At 60.1% G+C, this 16193-nt stretch carries 20 protein-coding genes and 2 pseudogenes; 18 read left to right on the top strand and 4 right to left on the bottom strand.

Going from position 1 to position 16193, the window contains the following annotated elements:
- The first annotated feature begins 237 nt into the window (after window positions 1-237).
- From LMTR13_RS41275 to LMTR13_RS26480, 6 genes are all read left to right on the top strand, one after another.
- Window positions 238-387 carry a hypothetical protein gene (locus LMTR13_RS41275; RefSeq protein WP_156795814.1) on the top strand — a complete coding sequence of 50 codons (150 nt, stop codon included), beginning with the start codon at window positions 238-240 and terminating at the stop codon, window positions 385-387.
- A 273-nt stretch (window positions 388-660) separates the two neighbouring features.
- Entirely contained in the window at window positions 661-855 is a 195-nt protein-coding gene (locus tag LMTR13_RS26495; RefSeq protein WP_065730347.1) for a hypothetical protein, read from the top strand.
- Between the two features lie 127 nt (window positions 856-982).
- Window positions 983-1288 (top strand): hypothetical protein, encoded by a 306-nt coding sequence (locus LMTR13_RS26490; protein ID WP_065730346.1) that lies wholly within the window; start codon window positions 983-985, stop codon window positions 1286-1288.
- Between the two features lie 372 nt (window positions 1289-1660).
- Complete coding sequence (locus tag LMTR13_RS26485) at window positions 1661-2155, top strand: MFS transporter (protein ID WP_335622048.1); 495 nt, start codon at window positions 1661-1663, stop codon at window positions 2153-2155.
- A 482-nt stretch (window positions 2156-2637) separates the two neighbouring features.
- On the top strand, window positions 2638-2763 hold the full coding sequence (locus LMTR13_RS43200) for a hypothetical protein (protein ID WP_257784720.1): 126 nt from the start codon (window positions 2638-2640) through the stop codon (window positions 2761-2763).
- A 353-nt stretch (window positions 2764-3116) separates the two neighbouring features.
- The gene (locus tag LMTR13_RS26480) at window positions 3117-3566 is read left to right on the top strand and encodes an Mpo1-like protein (protein WP_236843143.1); all 450 of its coding nucleotides are present in this window, start codon (window positions 3117-3119) and stop codon (window positions 3564-3566) included.
- 361 nt (window positions 3567-3927) lie between these two features.
- On the opposite strand, the pseudogene LMTR13_RS39880 reads toward LMTR13_RS26480, so the two are convergent.
- The 3 genes and pseudogenes from LMTR13_RS39880 to LMTR13_RS26470 all read right to left on the bottom strand — a co-directional run.
- Window positions 3928-4134 (bottom strand): annotated as a pseudogene (locus LMTR13_RS39880) (transposase); the annotation flags it as partial.
- A gap of 385 nt (window positions 4135-4519) precedes the next feature.
- The gene (locus LMTR13_RS26475) at window positions 4520-4933 is read right to left on the bottom strand and encodes an ArsC/Spx/MgsR family protein (protein ID WP_065730343.1); all 414 of its coding nucleotides are present in this window, start codon (window positions 4931-4933) and stop codon (window positions 4520-4522) included.
- 7 nt (window positions 4934-4940) lie between these two features.
- Entirely contained in the window at window positions 4941-5375 is a 435-nt protein-coding gene (locus tag LMTR13_RS26470) for a response regulator (RefSeq protein WP_065730342.1), read from the bottom strand.
- A gap of 419 nt (window positions 5376-5794) precedes the next feature.
- Here LMTR13_RS26470 and nifH point away from each other — a divergent pair, with 419 nt between their 5' ends.
- The 12 genes and pseudogenes from nifH to LMTR13_RS26415 all read left to right on the top strand — a co-directional run bounded on the left by nifH (window position 5795) and on the right by LMTR13_RS26415 (window position 15208).
- Window positions 5795-6679, top strand: coding sequence for a nitrogenase iron protein (gene nifH / locus LMTR13_RS26465; protein WP_065732989.1), 885 nt, complete (start codon window positions 5795-5797; stop codon window positions 6677-6679).
- Window positions 6680-6807: 128 nt separating this feature from the next.
- Window positions 6808-7515 (top strand): nitrogen fixation protein NifQ, encoded by a 708-nt coding sequence (locus LMTR13_RS26460; RefSeq protein ID WP_083219237.1) that lies wholly within the window; start codon window positions 6808-6810, stop codon window positions 7513-7515.
- Between the two features lie 145 nt (window positions 7516-7660).
- Complete coding sequence (gene irr, locus LMTR13_RS26455) at window positions 7661-8047, top strand: Fur family transcriptional regulator Irr (RefSeq protein ID WP_418219726.1); 387 nt, start codon at window positions 7661-7663, stop codon at window positions 8045-8047.
- 171 nt (window positions 8048-8218) lie between these two features.
- The gene (gene nifV, locus LMTR13_RS26450) at window positions 8219-9406 is read left to right on the top strand and encodes a homocitrate synthase (protein WP_065732987.1); all 1188 of its coding nucleotides are present in this window, start codon (window positions 8219-8221) and stop codon (window positions 9404-9406) included.
- 193 nt (window positions 9407-9599) lie between these two features.
- Entirely contained in the window at window positions 9600-9941 is a 342-nt protein-coding gene (gene nifW / locus LMTR13_RS26445; protein ID WP_065730340.1) for a nitrogenase stabilizing/protective protein NifW, read from the top strand.
- Window positions 9942-10103: 162 nt separating this feature from the next.
- On the top strand, window positions 10104-10382 hold the full coding sequence (locus tag LMTR13_RS41270; protein WP_156795813.1) for a hypothetical protein: 279 nt from the start codon (window positions 10104-10106) through the stop codon (window positions 10380-10382).
- A 30-nt stretch (window positions 10383-10412) separates the two neighbouring features.
- A pseudogene (locus tag LMTR13_RS26440) lies at window positions 10413-10961 on the top strand (hypothetical protein).
- A 15-nt stretch (window positions 10962-10976) separates the two neighbouring features.
- Window positions 10977-12086: an electron transfer flavoprotein subunit alpha/FixB family protein gene (locus LMTR13_RS26435; RefSeq protein ID WP_065730339.1), complete on the top strand. Its 1110-nt coding sequence runs from the start codon at window positions 10977-10979 to the stop codon at window positions 12084-12086.
- Between the two features lie 11 nt (window positions 12087-12097).
- Window positions 12098-13405: an FAD-dependent oxidoreductase gene (locus LMTR13_RS26430; RefSeq protein WP_065730338.1), complete on the top strand. Its 1308-nt coding sequence runs from the start codon at window positions 12098-12100 to the stop codon at window positions 13403-13405.
- A 32-nt stretch (window positions 13406-13437) separates the two neighbouring features.
- Window positions 13438-13734, top strand: a complete 297-nt coding sequence (locus tag LMTR13_RS26425) for a ferredoxin family protein (RefSeq protein WP_028350609.1) — start codon at window positions 13438-13440, stop codon at window positions 13732-13734.
- 433 nt (window positions 13735-14167) lie between these two features.
- Window positions 14168-14425 carry a hypothetical protein gene (locus LMTR13_RS26420; protein ID WP_156795812.1) on the top strand — a complete coding sequence of 86 codons (258 nt, stop codon included), beginning with the start codon at window positions 14168-14170 and terminating at the stop codon, window positions 14423-14425.
- Window positions 14426-14449: 24 nt separating this feature from the next.
- Window positions 14450-15208 (top strand): glucose 1-dehydrogenase, encoded by a 759-nt coding sequence (locus LMTR13_RS26415; protein WP_065730336.1) that lies wholly within the window; start codon window positions 14450-14452, stop codon window positions 15206-15208.
- 187 nt (window positions 15209-15395) lie between these two features.
- Here the strand turns inward: LMTR13_RS26415 and LMTR13_RS26410 are convergent, their stop codons facing one another.
- Window positions 15396-16121: a hypothetical protein gene (locus LMTR13_RS26410; protein ID WP_065730335.1), complete on the bottom strand. Its 726-nt coding sequence runs from the start codon at window positions 16119-16121 to the stop codon at window positions 15396-15398.
- Between the last annotated feature and the right edge of the window lie 72 nt (window positions 16122-16193).

The following is a 16193-nucleotide window of genomic DNA, read 5'->3' as shown; positions in this document are numbered from 1 at the left end:
GGACCGGAAAAGCGCAGCCGAGTCTTTAAAATGCGATCTGAAGTTCTTGTTTGGGGGCCCACAATCTTCCGCTTGTCGCAACCCGCGCAGCTACTGCGGCCGATCTTGAGCCAGCACTGCAGCTGCCGCCGACCATGTGGAGCTGGTCTGGAGGATGTCTTGGGGGCACATCGAAGGGACGCGACAGCTCAAGTACGCGGGTGATGCAGCCCGCCGCTCCGCAAAAAGCGCCAAAAGATGAGCAACAAGGCCGGCCTTGCCAACGGCGGCCGCGTGAAGGCGTCCCCCAAGCTGGAGTATGGCGCCGGCAGCGGCGAGGGCCTTCTCGAGTACGGCGACAAGGCGAACCGCGGAAATGATCCTGGTGCGGCATATGGTGGCCGATGACGGCGGCGAGCGGTGATTTTGGCGTTGCCCTTGCCGATCTCGGCATAAACCTTCGTATCGTTCCGTCGTACCTTTTGGATGCTCGACGATTACCTGCGTTCAATTGAGCTGCTGATGGCGATCATCCTAAGCTGCATCCTGCCCTCCTTGGGCGTTTCCTCCCTAGACTTCGGCCGCTTGTGGCAACGCAGGCGGCCTTTTTCTTGTCAGATGCCCGCTGACTCGCATGGCGCTCCCTGCAATTGGCTCGAGAAACAAGTGGGCGGGCTGTAAATGAGCGTCACCATCGACTCCAAGCTGGCCGAACGTCTTAAGGCCAAGCGGGATGAGCTGGATAAGAAGGCGATCGACGCCATCACGTCCGGCAATCTCACAGATTGGGGCCGGTATCAGCGCGAGGGGGTGCCGAAAGGGGCTCGCCGGCGCGCACGGTGCTCGCTGAGACGATGGAACATCCTGAAAGAGTAGCAGGAGAGGGAAGGGATGGTACGCGTTTTGACACTGGAACGGCGCTCGAAGTCGGAGGACCAGAAGGCCGAGCTGATGAAGCTCATTGGCGCTCTGCGCAGCATCGAGCTGCTGAACAACAACGGTCTTGGTCGGCATCTACATCGCGCCGGAGAAGACCAAGAGCGGGCTCATCCTGTCGACCTGCGCGACCAAGGAATCAGTCTGGCAGGGCACCGTCGGCCTGGTGCTCAAGAAGCGCAAGACCGCCTTCAAGGATGAGCCGGAGACCGGCACCTATTTCCACGGCTGGGACGTCAATGTCGGAGATTGGGTTGTATTCCGGTCCGGCGATGCTCGCCGCGTCCGGATCAATGGCGTGGATTGCCGCATGGTCGAGGACACGCTGCTCGACATGGCAGGCGACAACCCCGACGTGATCACACAGCGCTGATAGGGATACAGATTTGGCAGAGCCTTCGGGCGCACTGAACGAGAGCGCCCGTTTGTCAGCTTTGAGACCAATGTCCGCGACTTGACGCTACACACACCCAGTACGAAGCGACTGTAGAACCTCCAACTTTCAAAATCGGAACGCCGCTTGCTTCATTCGGGCACCATCACCGGGCGGAGGCGGGGGTGCTGTAAGAGCGGACTCGGCACTTCCTCGGTGGCGTCCGGCCGCCCCGCCAATTTGCTGTGAGGCGACATGAAACAACATGTTCGAGCGACTGCGACCGCGGTTGCAGCCGCTCACGCTCCGCCGTGATGTCCTTAGCCTATCCAAACACGAAACCACCAACGTTTCCTCCGGGGTTCCCCGATGATGTCCGTCGATCGCCTGGCCACCCGGCTCGCGACGCGCCTTGCATTTTTTGTCGCCGGCTTCGGCATTGCGGCCTGGGCGCTGCTGGTACCGTTCGCGAAGCAGCGGCTGACGGTCGATGACGGAGTTCTCGGTTTTCTGCTGCTCTGCCTGGGCGTCGGCTTGGTCGCCTCGATGTTTTTGAGCGATTTGTTGTGCGCGCGCTACGGCAGCAAACCGATCATCCTGATCGGCGCCTTCGGAATTGCGCTCATCCTGCCGTGGCTCGCGGTTGCCAGTACGTCTCTGGCGCTCGGGGCCGCGCTGGTTGCCTTCGGCCTCTCGCTCGGCTCGCTCGACGTCGCTGCGAATGTCAAGGCGGTCGAACTGGAACGTGCAGCGAAGCGTCCGCGGATGTGCGGCTTTCACGTGCAATTCAGCATCGGCGAATTTGTTGGCTTCGACGCGATGACCGCATTGGCTGGCTGCACGTTGAGGCTTTGTCATCAACCCTAATTTGCTAGGCCCTCATGGCGATCGCGTTGTCGCTGACCTGGCCGCGATTGACCAAAGCGAGCAGCAGGGATCGCTGTCGTCATGCCGCATCGGCCCATTCCCGCAGGTAGGGTAGGCGATAACGGGAAGCCTGGTGACGACACTGCGGCCGCCGCTGACGCGCCGGTCCTGGGCGCCCGCATATCGAGCATTTCATCTGGCTTGCACTCCTGGTTTGAGGAGGCGCCAGCTGAATCGCATCGCGGGGCGCATCGCCGGATTCCGAGTTGGGCTCTAATCCGCCCATAGAAGAGCGTGTCACAAATTCTGGGGTTCTCTCGATAACGGACCGAGTAAATTTGGAGTCACGTACTCGGCGCGCAGGTGCGAGCGCTTGGGAAGCGTCTCCAAAGAATAATGAGCGTCGGTTGATGCATGTCAATGCGACAGACCGTAGCGCACGAATAGAAGCAAGAATTGCCGGCCGAGCAAGGATAGATTCGATGATCGATTTCGCTATCCGTCGCGATTTGCCAACTGCGGCGCTGCTCGCGTGGTGGCATGCGGACCACAATGCAAAACGCGGAGATTTCAATGACCGGCGGGATCAACTGTGGCCGCAACGATGAGGCTGAATGGTAACACCTGCGAGAAAAATCCGCGCGTCGCGCGGTCATTTCGAATACCTGTTTCATGATGTAGCCTTGTAGACGTTAGTCGCTGAATTGGGCGCACGACTTTGATGCTGGCGGCAGTGTCGCGCGCTCGACGGACAGCGAACATTCACGTGGCCGCGCTTTGACTTAAGACCAATTCCCACGTTTAAGTGCCGGGACGTTTCCGACGGAGACTAGCAGATGCGCCTGATGAGCTTTGCCGCGCCTGCCGATACAACATACGAAGCGAGCGCCGCATGAGGTCATTTTTTCGGCGGCAGCTTGCCGACTATGTTGAGTATCATCGCGCCCCCTGGAATTGCGCCATGCATGTCTTCGGCATCGTGCTCCTGTTCCTGGCTGCCGTTCTTCCGCTCAGCCAATGGTCCATCGCCGTGTTCGGGATCCAAACCAGTGTGGCGACCATTGCTGCTATACCGGTGCTCATCTATTGGTTCTTGCTCGACTTCGCGCTTGGGGCCGCGATCCTTGGGGCTGCGATCGTATTGCTTTCGGCCGCCGCCATCATCGTGGGTCAGGCAAGTACTGCCGGAATGTGGTCGCTTACCGCTATCCTGATTGTGATTGGCGGCACATCGCAGGTTATTGGACACCAGGTGTTCGAACGTCGCCGACCGGCGCTGGTCGACAATCCGGTCCATCTGTTGCTCGGACCGATGTTTGTAATGGCGAAATTGTTTATCGTGCTCGGATTTCGGCGCGATCTCGCCATCATCATCGACGAGCGTCCGCAAGGCCCTTTGAATTCGTCGTGAACCGATGTGCGCGACGTTGCCGAAGGTCTTATCGTTGCCATGGGGCGCGCAGGTGCTGGACATCGCTACATGCTCGGCGGCGAAGCGATCCCGCTGAAACATTCTCGAACTCATGGCGGCGATCAGTGGCCGCCGCGCTCGGCGCCTTGAGGCGACCGGCCGAGTTGCCGAAATTGGCGCTGCAGTGCTGGAATTTATCGCCGATCACGTGACGCGCCGATCTCATTCCGATAAGGCCGAAGGCGTTCGTATCACATTGCGTGCGGAGGCTTATCGAGTAGAAAGCGCAGGCCGATGCGCGCATTTCTCCACCGCAGAGTGCTGTCCTAGTTGGTCGCAGAGGGGAGTAGTACACCTATCAGAACGCCTGCAACAGCATCGCCAGCAGCAGCTTCTCCGGCGGGATCGACGGCCGCCCAATCGGCGAATAGAGCGCGGCAAGCTCGCGCTATAGCGCCGAAAGTGCCTCGCTCACGATGGATGATCGCAGCGGGTGATCACTCCGCACCCGCGCCTCCAGGTCAACGTAGCTAAACAGCTCGCCCGTTCGATTGTCGCCGCCGCGCACGCAACGATCTCCGTATCTCATCGGAGGCAATGAATCCCGCTCGCCGGTCGGCGGCGAGCGCCTTTTTCAACCGCCTGCTTGGTACTTCGACACAGAGGTTTTGATTGGTTGGTTTGGCATTTCCAAGAGGGATAGCTGCTCAGGAGCGACCAGCATTTCGTTGCTGTGGCGAGCCGAGTTGCCGCGTCATGAGACCCGCTCGTTCCAGGGGCAAGACGATCTGTGGACCGAAAGTGGGACCCCGAAGTGTCATTGAATCTCCCAAATGTACGCGCGTGTAGAGCCCGACCGCCGTCAGCGAGCTTTGCTTCTCGCGCCCGTCAAGAATGGGGAGCGGGGGAAACGTCGTTCCTTTCTCTCTCGGTGCAGCTACGAGCTCTGCAGCTCACCCGCTCGGGCAGTGTCCCCCGGTTCCCTCGCGCGAGCATCGCTCGACATCATCTTGCATGCTCCGCCCAAGCAGCGACAGCACGGGCCCATGATCGAATCCCGCGCATCTTGCGCCATCGGCGTTGATCAGCGGGCGCCTTATCAGGAGCGGATCGCTCAGCATCAGCGCGAGTGCGCTCGCCGCGTCGCTTGTGTCGGGATTGATTTCGCCTGACTTGATACGCCGCGCGGCGCGGTTGAACCAGGATGCGACCGGCGTATTGCCGAAGAAGCGGCGCAGTTCCTCCGCACGCCACGGCTCCTTCAAGATATCCTTGGCAATCACGTGGTGGCCCGCGGCCTTCAGCGCCTGCATCTGGCGCGCGTTGGTGGCGCAGCCGGGTTTGTGATAGAAAATGATCGTCGCCATGGCGCGCCTATTTGCGCACGCTGCGCTGCACGATCGGCGGGGCGCCGCAACGTCGGAGAATCGTATCTACCTTCTTACGGACGGCTTCCAAGGTCAGCGGCTTGAGCAGCGCGCCCTGCGCGCCGGCCTTGATGCCTTCGACCGCGGTGGGCCAGTCGTGTTTGTCGCAGACGATCAGGATCCGAACGTCGGGAAAATGGGCTGCAAATTCACCGATCAGCGTCGGCCCCTTTAGCTTCAAAAAGGAGGCGCCGAGCAGCGCCACATGCGGCTTCAACCCATCGACGCCCCCGGCAAAGGCCTCTTCCGGCGTTGCAAGCTCGTGCGTCTCGATCTTGTCATGCAGCATGAATTGCAAGGCCGCGCGGGTGATCTCGTCGTCGTCGACCACGAACACCCGTCGCTGGTCCACTGCTTTCGACCTTTCGACACCGATCTGCACTGTCGCTCTCCTGAAAATCGCTCCGATAAAGCGCTTGCAAGAGCGTTAGCAATTTCCGTTCCGTGCATGAATGCATCGAAATGGCCCGCGCCAGGCCGGCTTTTGCCCGTTCGATGCTAGCGATCCTTGTCCGGCTTCTGACAGCGGCACGAATCCTGTCACGTTCAAAACACCTGGTTTCATCCACCGGCTCACGAATTTTCTAAAGTGTAATCAGAAACTTAAAGAGCGTGGACAGGGTTGGCACGGCGGTTGCTATCAGGATGCAGCAACACTGAGTGAGGGCTGAGTGCACGCAGACGCGCGAGACGAGCGATGCTCTCCTTCCCTTGAACCCGTGTGCCTCGTTTCTGAGAGAGAAACAAGCTAGCGCGCGAGCCAGCGCGCAATCTTTGGCAAATTGGTTGATGGAGAGCAACATGTCTTCACTGAGACAAATCGCGTTCTACGGCAAGGGCGGCATCGGCAAGTCGACCACCTCGCAGAACACGCTGGCGGCGCTGGCCGAGATGGGCCACAAGATCCTGATCGTGGGCTGCGATCCCAAGGCGGACTCGACCCGCCTGATCCTGCACGCCAAGGCGCAGGACACGATTTTGAGCTTGGCGGCGAATGCCGGCAGCGTCGAGGACCTGGAAATCGAGGACGTAATGAAGATCGGCTATCAGGACATCCGCTGCGTCGAGTCGGGTGGTCCGGAGCCGGGCGTCGGCTGCGCCGGCCGCGGCGTCATCACCTCGATCAACTTCCTGGAAGAGAACGGCGCCTATGAGAACATCGACTACGTCTCCTACGATGTGCTCGGCGACGTCGTCTGCGGCGGTTTTGCGATGCCGATCCGCGAGAATAAGGCACAGGAGATCTACATCGTTATGTCTGGCGAGATGATGGCAATGTATGCCGCCAACAACATTTCCAAGGGCATTCTGAAATATGCCAACTCTGGCGGCGTGCGGCTCGGCGGCCTGATCTGCAACGAGCGGCAGACCGACAAGGAACTGGAACTGGCGGAGGCGCTGGCCAAGAAGCTCGGCACCCAGCTGATCTATTTCGTGCCACGCGACAACGTCGTGCAGCACGCGGAGCTGCGCCGCATGACCGTGCTGGAGTATGCGCCAGAATCCCAGCAGGCCGATCACTATCGCAATCTCGCGACCAAGATCCACAACAATGGCGGCAAGGGCATCATCCCGACCCCGATCTCCATGGATGAGCTCGAGGACATGCTGATGGAGCACGGCATCATGAAGCCGGTTGACGAGACCATCATCGGCAAGACCGCAGCCGAACTCGCAGCCGAGTAAAGGACACACCGACGGAGGCCGGCCTTCCCAATGCTCAATAAGGAGGTCGGCGTTCCGGTGAAAGATGTCGTGACCAGCATCACGATGCAGCTGAGCATACTTGATCACTGTGGAAAGGTCGGCAATCCATGTTCGAAGCGCAATTGTTTTCGCTTATGGCTGCCGGAGCGACTGAAGCGAACGGTGAGCGGCATAGGGGAATTGCGACCTACCGCCTGCTCACTGGGGCGGACCCCGCAGATGCCGACATAACCAGTGACAGCAATTTCGATCGCCACGTGCTGGCGTCCATTCTGGCGGCCGCCACGATGGATGGTGGTCTGGTTTCCGAGAAGGTCGGTCTGTCCGGCCATGAGCTGGCCGAGTTGCTGGAGCAGTACTTCCCGTCGATTCGGATAAACGCCGAGGAGTTGCTCTTGCGTGTCGAGCGCAATGAGAGCGACGAGGCGGCAATATTGCGTGATCTCCTGCTCGCACAACGCTCGACCGAAGGGGACATCGGCAACTGGCTAGCTGGGATGATCGCGCGTCGCGCGATCGAGCCAAATCACTTGTGGGAAGATCTCGGATTGCGCGGTCGTGGCGAACTATCCCGGCTCCTAGGCCGCCATTTCGCGCCGCTGGCCGCGCGCAATATCAATAATATGCGCTGGAAGCGCTTCTTCTATCGCAGGCTGTGCGAGGACGACGGCCTTGTCATGTGCACGACGCCGGTGTGCACGCAATGCAACGACTTCAACCTCTGCTTTGGCGATGAAAGCGGCGAGAGCCGCATGGCCGAGCGCCGGCGCGAGGTTCTGCTGCAGGCGGCTGTCCCGGTTGCGGCCGGCACTTAGCCAATGTGAGCGACATCGGATGGATCGCCCGTTGGCCAGACTTCCGACCCGTGACGCCGGGGATCGCACGGGCTTCGACGAGGTGCAGGTGGAACCGGCCTCTGCCCGTCTCAGCGGGCGATGTCCCGACGCCGGCGGGAAGGATGTGTTGCTCAAGGCCGGGCTGCGACCAACGCGCCGGCGCCTGATCTTAAGCAAGCTGTTGTTTGCCAGGGGCGCCCGGCATGTCACCGCAGAGATGCTATTTGCCGAGGCGCGCGAGACCGGGTTTCCGGTCTCATTGTCTACCGTCTACAACACTTTGAACCAGTTCACGCAAGCCGGTCTGTTGCGCCGGATCTGTCTTGATGGGTCGCAATCGTTGTACGACACCAACACCACGCCGCATCCGCATTATTATCTGCACGGCGAGGATATCCTGCTCGATATTCCCGATGCGGATCTCCTGCTTGTGAATGTGCCCGAGCCGCTGCCATGCCACGAAGTCTCCTGCGTCGATCTGATCATCCATCTGAGCCGCAAGCGGAGTTGATGCCATCCCATCGCGCCGTGAGGTAAGCCGGCGCGTCGACTTTGCGAGGCTGTCGCGTTTGCGACAATCCGGCTGTGCCGAAAACTTCGCGCTTATTCAATGGCTTGGGAGGGTGCCGGCGTGGCATGCGGGTTGCTCAAGCCTTGCTTTGCCAAGAACAAGGAGCCTCCCATGATCGCCGCCACCTCTGCCAAACCGTTATGGTCCGAGACGGTAGGGGGAAGTCCAATCGTGCTCAACGACACGACGCTGCGCGACGGCGAACAAGCGCCTGGCGTTGCCTTCACCTCCGACGAAAAGGTGGCGATCGCGCAGGCCCTGGCGCGGGCCGGCGTCCCCGAGATCGAAGTGGGCACGCCTGCCATGGGCAGCGAGGAAATCGCGGCTATCCGCGCCGTGGTCGAGGCCGGTCTCCCGCTCACCAGCATCGGCTGGTGCCGGATGCGTGAAGTCGACGTCGATGCGGCAATCGAGGCGAAGGTGTCGATGGTCAACGTCTCGATTCCGGCCTCTGACGTGCAGATTGCCGCCAAGCTTGGTGGTGACCGCGAGCTGGCGCTGGAGCAGGTGAGACGGGTGGTCAGTTATGCCCGCGAGCGGGGGCTTGAGGTTGCCGTCGGGGGCGAGGACTCCTCCCGCGCAGATGTCGATTTTCTCATCACGCTGATCGCCACCGCAAAAGCCGCGGGCGCACGGCGCTTTCGCATTGCCGATACGCTCAGCGTGCTTGATCCCGACTCCACCTATGCGCTGATCGCTCGTTTGCGCGCGACCACCGATCTCGAGCTCGAATTTCACGGCCATGACGATCTCGGGCTCGCGACCGCCAATACGCTCGCCGCCATCAAGGGCGGCGCGAGCCATGCCTCGGTGACCATCATCGGGCTCGGCGAGCGGGCGGGCAATGCGCCGCTGGAAGAAGTCGCGGTCGCGCTCAAACAACTCTACGGGCGCGACACCGGCATCGTGTTGCCGGAGCTGGAGAACGTCGCCGCGTTGGTGGCAGCCGCGGCCGCACGCACGATTCCTCTGAACAAGGCGATCGTCGGTGAGCATGTGTTCACCCACGAATCCGGCATTCACGTCCATGGCTTAATGAAGGATCAACGCACGTATCAGTCGCTCGACCCCCATTTGCTTGGTCGCTCCAACCGTATTGTGATCGGCAAGCATTCCGGGCTGTCGTCGATCACCACGTTACTTGACGAATTGCAGCTCGCCGCCAGCGCCGAGGAGGCAAGACAGATCCTGTCGCGGGTGCGCAAACATGCCATCGAGCACAAGCGGCCGGTCGCGTGCGAGACGGTGGTGGCGATTTGGCGCGACGTCTGCGAGCGCTCGTTGACCAATGGTGCGTGAGGCGGCCATGGTCCGGCATCATTACTGCCGATCACTTCGAAACCGCCGGCGTGCCGCGGAAGCCCTCGCTGATCCGCGAAGACATAGGCCGTGGGAGGCCATATGCAGCGCCGCCTGCGCGAAGCAGCGTCGCAAGGAGATGACCAGCCGGACCGACCACAGGCCGGCGACCTAACCCAAAGGAGATTTTTCGATGAGCAACACACAGGCGGCAGTCGGCATCCTGGATCGGCTCAACAAGGCCTCCTCGGCCGAAGATTTTTTTGCGCTGCTTGGCGTCGATTACGACCCCAAGATCGTCAATGTCGCGCGCCTGCATATCTTAAAGCGCATGGGACAATATCTCGCCAACGAAGAATTCGAAGGTAGCGCGGAGACCGAGGTCACGGCGCGGTGCAAGGCGGTGCTGGAGCAGGCTTATGCCGACTTCGTGGCGTCCTCGCCGATCGACCAGCGGGTGTTCAAGGTCTTGAAGGATGCGGTCGCGGAGCCCAAGAAACCGGCGGCCTTCGTGCCGTTGAGCTCGCTGAAATAGCCTCACACATCAGTTTAGATTTGCCTCAAGCCATGTCGGTGTGGTGCGTTGTGCCATATTTCTCTTCATCCAGATCAACTCTGTACAGCAATGCGCGAAGCGGCGCTGTCGCATTCGCGACGTATGTCGGAATTGTATTGTCGGCGATGTTAGCGGCCAGTCTTGATCAATTTTCTCAAGTCATTGAATGGACGTCTAATTTTTGATGTCCCCAACTGGTACGACACTTGCTGTTCTCCGGCCAAGTCGGTCATTAGCGCCGACTACACAGAATTGTTGCCGTCCGAGATGAGATTTGGAGCAAGACCAATCATGTTGCCGTTACTGCTCGCCGCTCGCACCGGCATCATCTTATGGCTCACGCTCGCGTTAATGCCGTTCGAAGTTGCCATTGATGCCATTGAGGCTGAGATTGACCGGGAGATGACCGCCAATGGGTAACTCGCGTTCCACGCTACCTCTGGAGAAGGCATGCACAGTATCGTTTGCACCAAGCAGGTTCCCGATTCCACGCAGATTCGCGTCAATCCCGTGACCAACGCCATCGTGCATCAGGGGGGGCGAGCATCATCAACCGATACGCCTTGTTCGCCCTTGAGGCCGCGCTCCAATTGCGTGACAAGTTCGGCGGCAAGATCACCGCGCTCACCACGGTGGACGGGCGGAGCGCCGCGCCGAACGCGGCGTGCAGATGTTGCGCACAAAGCTGCCCTGCCTGGGTCAACCATGGCGGGAGCGACCAGCCAGATTTGCCGCGGCGTCATGACCGACGCCCTGCGCGCGGCGCTGGGGCCGGTTGTGAAATGGAGCGCGCAGGAGGCCTGCGTCGAAGACGTCTCGAAATGCGCCGTGCCCGGCTCGCCGACTATCGTCAAGTGCGCCTTTGCGCCGTCGCCACGTGCCGAGAAGGCGGGGCTGGTGGAAGCCGCCAAGCAGCCGATGGAGGTGCTGATGAAACCCATCTTGAAGGGCCAACCCAAGCTAGAGACCGATCTTGTGGCGCAGCCGCGCAGGTTCTGAGGGGAATTCAAAGCTATGAGCAACATCACCAAAGCTCCCACGCCGGCCGCGGGCGGCCGCGCAGGAATCAAAAAAGAATTGCCCGAGCGCTTTAAGGCCTACAAGCACATCTGGGTCTTCGTCGAGCAGGAGCGCGGCCAGGTGCATCCCGTCTCCTGGGAACTCATGGGTGCAGGTCGCAAGCTTGCCGACAAGCTGAAGGTTGATCTCGCTGCGGTCGTCATCGGCCCGGAGGCCGAGACCACGCGCAACGCCGCGCTCGAATCCTTCTGCTACGGCGCCGACCTAACCTATCTCGTGACCGAGAATGTGCTGTCGGAGTATCGTAACGAGTCCTACACCAAGGCGCTGACCGATCTCGTCAATACCTACAAGCCAGAGATCCTGCTGTTGGGCGCCACCACGCTCGGTCGCGATCTTGCAGGCTCGGTAGCCACCACACTACTGACGGGTCTCACCGCCGACTGCACCGAGCTCGACGTCGACGCGGATGGTTCGCTTGCGGCCACGCGTCCGACCTTTGGCGGATCGCTGCTTTGCACGATCTACACCTTGAATTACCGGCCGCAGATGGCAACCGTCCGCCCGCGCGTGATGCCGATGCCAGAGCGTGTCGCGCGCGATGCCGCCCGTATTATCATCCATCCGCTCCGCCTGCTCGAAGAAGACATCGTTACCAAGGTGCTGTCCTTTGTGCCGGACCGTGATTCGGCCAAATCCAATCTCGCCTATGCCGACGTCGTCGTCGCCGGCGGGCTGGGGTTGGGCTCGCCGGAGAGTTTCCAGCTGGTACGGCAGCTCGCCGCCGTGCTCGGCGCCGAATATGGCTGTTCGCGTCCGCTGGTACAAAAGGGCTGGGTCACCTCCGACCGGCAGATCGGCCAGACGGGCAAGACCATCCGGCCAAAGCTCTATATCGCCGCAGGCATTTCCGGCGCGATCCAGCATCGGGTCGGCGTGGAGGGCGCCGATCTGATCGTCGCGATCAATACCGATAAGAACGCGCCAATCTTTGACTTTGCCCATATCGGCGTCGTCAACGACGCTATGCACTTGTTACCGGCGCTGACGGCCGCATTTCGTGCACGGCTTTCGCCGCATTCGCGCGATCGGATCGCGAGCTAGAGGAGGTTGTTGTGATCGAGGAGAAGTTCGATGCAATCGTGGTCGGCGCCGGCATGTCGGGCAACGCGGCGGCGCTGACCATGGCTAAACGCGGCATGAAGGTGCTGCAGCTCGAGCGCGGTGAATATGCCGGATCGAAGAATGTTCAGGGCGCAATCCTCTATGCCGACATGCTCGAAAAGCTGATCCCGGACTTCCGCGATGACGCGCCGCTCGAACGTCATCTCGTCGAGCAACGGTTCTGGATGATGGACGATCGCTCCCATTTCGGCGTGCACTACCGCTCCGAAGACTTCAACGAGGAGCGGCCGAACCGGTACACCATCATCCGCGCGCAGTTCGACAAATGGTTCTCCTCGAAAGTGCGCGAGGCCGGCGCGACCGTGCTGTGCGAGACCACCGTCACTGAGCTCGCGCGCGACGCCCATGGGAAAGTCATCGGTGTTCGTACGGATCGCCGCGACGGCGAAATCCACGCAGATGTCGTGGTGCTGGCCGAAGGCGTGAATGGCCTTCTCGGTACACATGCGCGCCTGCGCGAGCGGCCCAAGCCCGACAAGGTGGCACTCGCGGTCAAGGAAATGCACTTTTTGCCGCGTGAGACCATCGAGGCCCATTTCAATCTCAAGGGCGACGAAGGCGTCGTTGTCGAAGCGGCCGGCACCATTTCCCGTGGCATGACCGGAATGGGCTTCATCTATGCCAATAAGGAGTGCATCTCGATCGGCATCGGCTGTATCGTCGCCGACTTTCAGCGCACCGGAGAGACGCCATACGGGCTGCTCGACCGTTTCAAGCGTCACCCATCCGTGGCGCCCCTGATCGAGGGCTCGGAGGTCAAGGAATATTCCGCGCACCTCATCCCTGAAGGCGGCTACAAGGCGATCCCGCAGCTCTATGGCGATGGCTGGGTGGTGGTGGGCGATGCGGCGCAGCTCAACAATGCCATTCATCGCGAGGGCTCTAACCTCGCGATGACTTCGGGCCGCATCGCGGCGGAAGCGATCGTCCAGGTGAAATCGCGCCGCCAACCCATGACCGCGGCAAATCTGTCAGTCTACAAGAAGATGCTGGACGACTCCTTCGTGATTAAGGATCTCAAGAAGCACAGGGATATGCCGATGCTGATGCATACCAACTCGCAAAACTTCTTTCTCACCTATCCGCAGCTCGTCTCCAGGGCGATGCAGAACTATGTACGCGTCGACGGTACGCCGAAGGCTGAGAAAGAGAAGGTGACATTGAGATCCTTTGTCAACGCGCGGTCCTGGACCGGTCTATTTGGCGATGCATTCCGCCTCGCCCGTGCCTGGCGCTAACCAGCCAAAATCGAAGCCAAGGAAGCTGAAATATGAATGTCGAGACATCAGTGCGCGTCGAGGACAAGCTGTTCTACAACCGCTATCTCGTTGACGTCGGTCGTCCCCACATCAAAGTGCGCGCACACACGAAGCCGTCCCCGCAGCTGCTTGCACTTTTAAAGGTGTGCCCAGCGCGCTGCTATGAGCTTAACGATAAGGGACAGGTCGAGGTCACCGTCGACGGCTGTATTGAGTGCGGCACCTGCCGCGTCATCGGCGAGCCCACCGGCGACATCGAATGGAGCTATCCGCGCGGCGGATATGGTGTGTTGTTCAAGTTTGGTTGAGAGCTGAACGGCAGGCGCAGTGTGATCGCCCTTTTATTGAGACGATCTCACGGCAGATCCATGTCTCCACGCCCTGCTTGTGCGGAGAGGCCGTATCAAATGGCGGTAGCTGGTGACGTGCCCGGCGCGCGGAACGGTCGCGGGAGCTTTGCCTCGCAATCAGATTTTCCAAGCTTTTCTGCGCGCCATCATTGGCGCGCTGATTAGAAGGACCTGGATCTTCCCGCCGCTGCACGCCGGAGAACCTCATGTGCGTTGTCCTCGCCTCGTCAAAGCCTGATCCAACGCAGCAGGCGGCTCCGCGAACGCCTGTTTGGTGGGAGCCGGCGCCGGTAGGCGGCAGCAGCCTATCTCATCAAGGAGGGCGGGACTGTCGGGCGAGAATGTCGTCCCTTCGAGAAGATGGAGCAGTTCGGCGACTGGAGCCATGCCCGTGGCGAAGGATGGCAGGTCATGCGCGGCGGGGCGCATGTTCAAGGAAAATTCCACTTGCACCTACGAACTGCTGACCTCCATTTCCCTAGAGCGGGCGTGCGGCCAAGTCGGCGAACGACTGATGGAGTACCATCAAGAGTTCTTCTGGAATGACAAGGCGCGCATAGTTTCGGGCGGCGAGATCGTCAAGGTGTCCAGTTTGGGTCTACGCGAGAAAGATGGGCTCGAGCTGATCGCCCCGCTGCACCGCCACTGATCAACGAAGCGAGCAAGGAACATCATGGGACGTGTGAACGAAAAGGTCATTCTGGTGACCGGCGGAGCTCGCGGCATGGGTGCAGCTCATGCCCGCCTGCTTGTCGCTGAGGGCGCCAAGGTCGTAATCACTGATATTCTTCATACAGAAGGAGAGGCTCTCGCGGCTGAACTGGGCACTTCCGCCATCTATGTGCGTCAGGACGTCACCCAGCCGGAGGAGTGGGCCAGGGCGGTCGCGACCGCCGAGAGCAGCTTCGGCGCGCTGCATGGGCTGGTTAACAATGCTGGCATCGTCAGCATGGCCCCGATCGAGCAGTTCGCGCTCGATCAGTGGAATAAGATTATTGCCGTCAACTTAACCGGTGCGTTCCTTGGAATGCAGGCGGCCCTGCCCGCAATCCGGCGCGCGGGCGGAGGTTCGATCGTCAACGTCTCGTCCGTCGAGGGGCTGCGGGGCACTGCCGGGCTTCATGCCTATGTCGCTTCCAAATTCGGCGTGCGGGGCATAACCAAGTCTGCTGCGCTGGAGGCCGCGGCCTCGGGCGTCCGCGTCAACTCGATCCATCCCGGCTTCATCACCACGCCGATGACCGAGAGCTTCGATCCCTCCATTTTCCCCATTCCACTTGGACGGGCAGGCTGGCCGCAGGAAGTGGCGCAGGCAGTCTTGTTCCTGCTCAGCGACGAGTCCAGTTATCTTACCGGTTCCGAGATCGTCATCGATGGCGGTCTGACGACCGGCGTCCCACACAAATGGCTGGCGCCCGAATATATCTTTTGATGAGCACCAACTGATCGTCCTCGCCAGGACAACAAGACGGCGCGGTTCGTCGTCTCAGCTCTCGGGATCTTCGGAGGTAGTGTCTCAGTTTGAAATTAGACTACCCAAGTGCGGTGCCTCTTCTCGGCTTCGACCGAAAAGGCAAGTTTTGTCGGCTCGCAGTCTGTGACTTTGCCGTGAACGAATTTCAGGCAGAAATTGAGCTTGTCCAAAAGCTCTTCGGCGGCCGACACAACATCCGACATGCCCGATAGTGATCGGTGGTGATAAACCGCATTCCGCTCCTCCCGCACCTTCTCAATTTGGCGGTGAAGTCGGCTGCACTTAGCGGATGGAATTTTGGGGAGAATACCGCCCAGTGTTCCTCAATAAGCTGCCGTATGTGGGCCAAATGACAATCGTGCATAAACTCGTAGCCGTTCGCCATTGCATCAATCGGCCCATTGGGGAACTGCTTGCCCTCAATGTCCAAGATGACCGTGCCGATTCTAAAGGCCGCATGGCGGGCGAGTGGAACGCCGCCGATCTGGGCAATATTCTTGGCCCTCCCGCCCTTCTTTAGCTCCTCGTAAATGGCGCGCCACCACCGTGGATGCTTGTAGTGCTGCTCTAAGGTCACTGCGACAGTTGAGCGCAAAGCGTTCTCGAAAGAGTGAAAGACCGGGAACAGCTGGGCGTGTTCAGCCACTTTGCGGTTATATACGGAGAAGATCGCCGGTCGCCAATCGTTAGGGAGGTATTTTAGTATTTCACCCTTGGTTCCCTCCTTGACTTCGATCAGGGAGGCCTCAAGTAGGTAGGGACTTACAAGGGTCAAATCGGACTGAAAATCCTCAACCTGGCTCGGCGTTGGGGAGAAGGGCAAATAGTTGGTAAAGAACTTCGTTAAAAATTCGTAAGAGATATCTGGCATTTAGGCTGCAACCGACTATTTTTTTAGGGAACTTGACAGGGGAGCACGAATTAGCGATAAACCTGACCACTC

Origin of the sequence: Bradyrhizobium icense, assembly GCF_001693385.1 — a bacterium.
GTDB lineage: Bacteria > Pseudomonadota > Alphaproteobacteria > Rhizobiales > Xanthobacteraceae > Bradyrhizobium > Bradyrhizobium icense.
Note: the sequence above shows the minus strand (reverse complement) of the source record. Positions and strands in the feature narration are given on the sequence as shown.

What these genes read in the sequence shown, in the direction of transcription:
- nifW (WP_065730340.1), top strand. Translation starts at nt 9,600, where the DNA reads ATGAGCAACACACAGGCGGCAGTCGGCATCCTGGATCGGCTCAACAAG.
- LMTR13_RS26425 (WP_028350609.1), top strand. Translation starts at nt 13,438, where the DNA reads ATGAATGTCGAGACATCAGTGCGCGTCGAGGACAAGCTGTTCTACAAC.
- LMTR13_RS26410 (WP_065730335.1), bottom strand. Translation starts at nt 16,121, where the DNA reads ATGCCAGATATCTCTTACGAATTTTTAACGAAGTTCTTTACCAACTAT.
- LMTR13_RS26435 (WP_065730339.1), top strand. Translation starts at nt 10,977, where the DNA reads ATGAGCAACATCACCAAAGCTCCCACGCCGGCCGCGGGCGGCCGCGCA.
- LMTR13_RS41275 (WP_156795814.1), top strand. Translation starts at nt 238, where the DNA reads ATGAGCAACAAGGCCGGCCTTGCCAACGGCGGCCGCGTGAAGGCGTCC.
- LMTR13_RS26480 (WP_236843143.1), top strand. Translation starts at nt 3,117, where the DNA reads ATGCATGTCTTCGGCATCGTGCTCCTGTTCCTGGCTGCCGTTCTTCCG.
- LMTR13_RS26485 (WP_335622048.1), top strand. Translation starts at nt 1,661, where the DNA reads ATGTCCGTCGATCGCCTGGCCACCCGGCTCGCGACGCGCCTTGCATTT.
- LMTR13_RS26495 (WP_065730347.1), top strand. Translation starts at nt 661, where the DNA reads ATGAGCGTCACCATCGACTCCAAGCTGGCCGAACGTCTTAAGGCCAAG.
- LMTR13_RS26415 (WP_065730336.1), top strand. Translation starts at nt 14,450, where the DNA reads ATGGGACGTGTGAACGAAAAGGTCATTCTGGTGACCGGCGGAGCTCGC.
- nifV (WP_065732987.1), top strand. Translation starts at nt 8,219, where the DNA reads ATGATCGCCGCCACCTCTGCCAAACCGTTATGGTCCGAGACGGTAGGG.
- LMTR13_RS43200 (WP_257784720.1), top strand. Translation starts at nt 2,638, where the DNA reads ATGATCGATTTCGCTATCCGTCGCGATTTGCCAACTGCGGCGCTGCTC.
- nifH (WP_065732989.1), top strand. Translation starts at nt 5,795, where the DNA reads ATGTCTTCACTGAGACAAATCGCGTTCTACGGCAAGGGCGGCATCGGC.
- LMTR13_RS26460 (WP_083219237.1), top strand. Translation starts at nt 6,808, where the DNA reads ATGTTCGAAGCGCAATTGTTTTCGCTTATGGCTGCCGGAGCGACTGAA.
- LMTR13_RS26475 (WP_065730343.1), bottom strand. Translation starts at nt 4,933, where the DNA reads ATGGCGACGATCATTTTCTATCACAAACCCGGCTGCGCCACCAACGCG.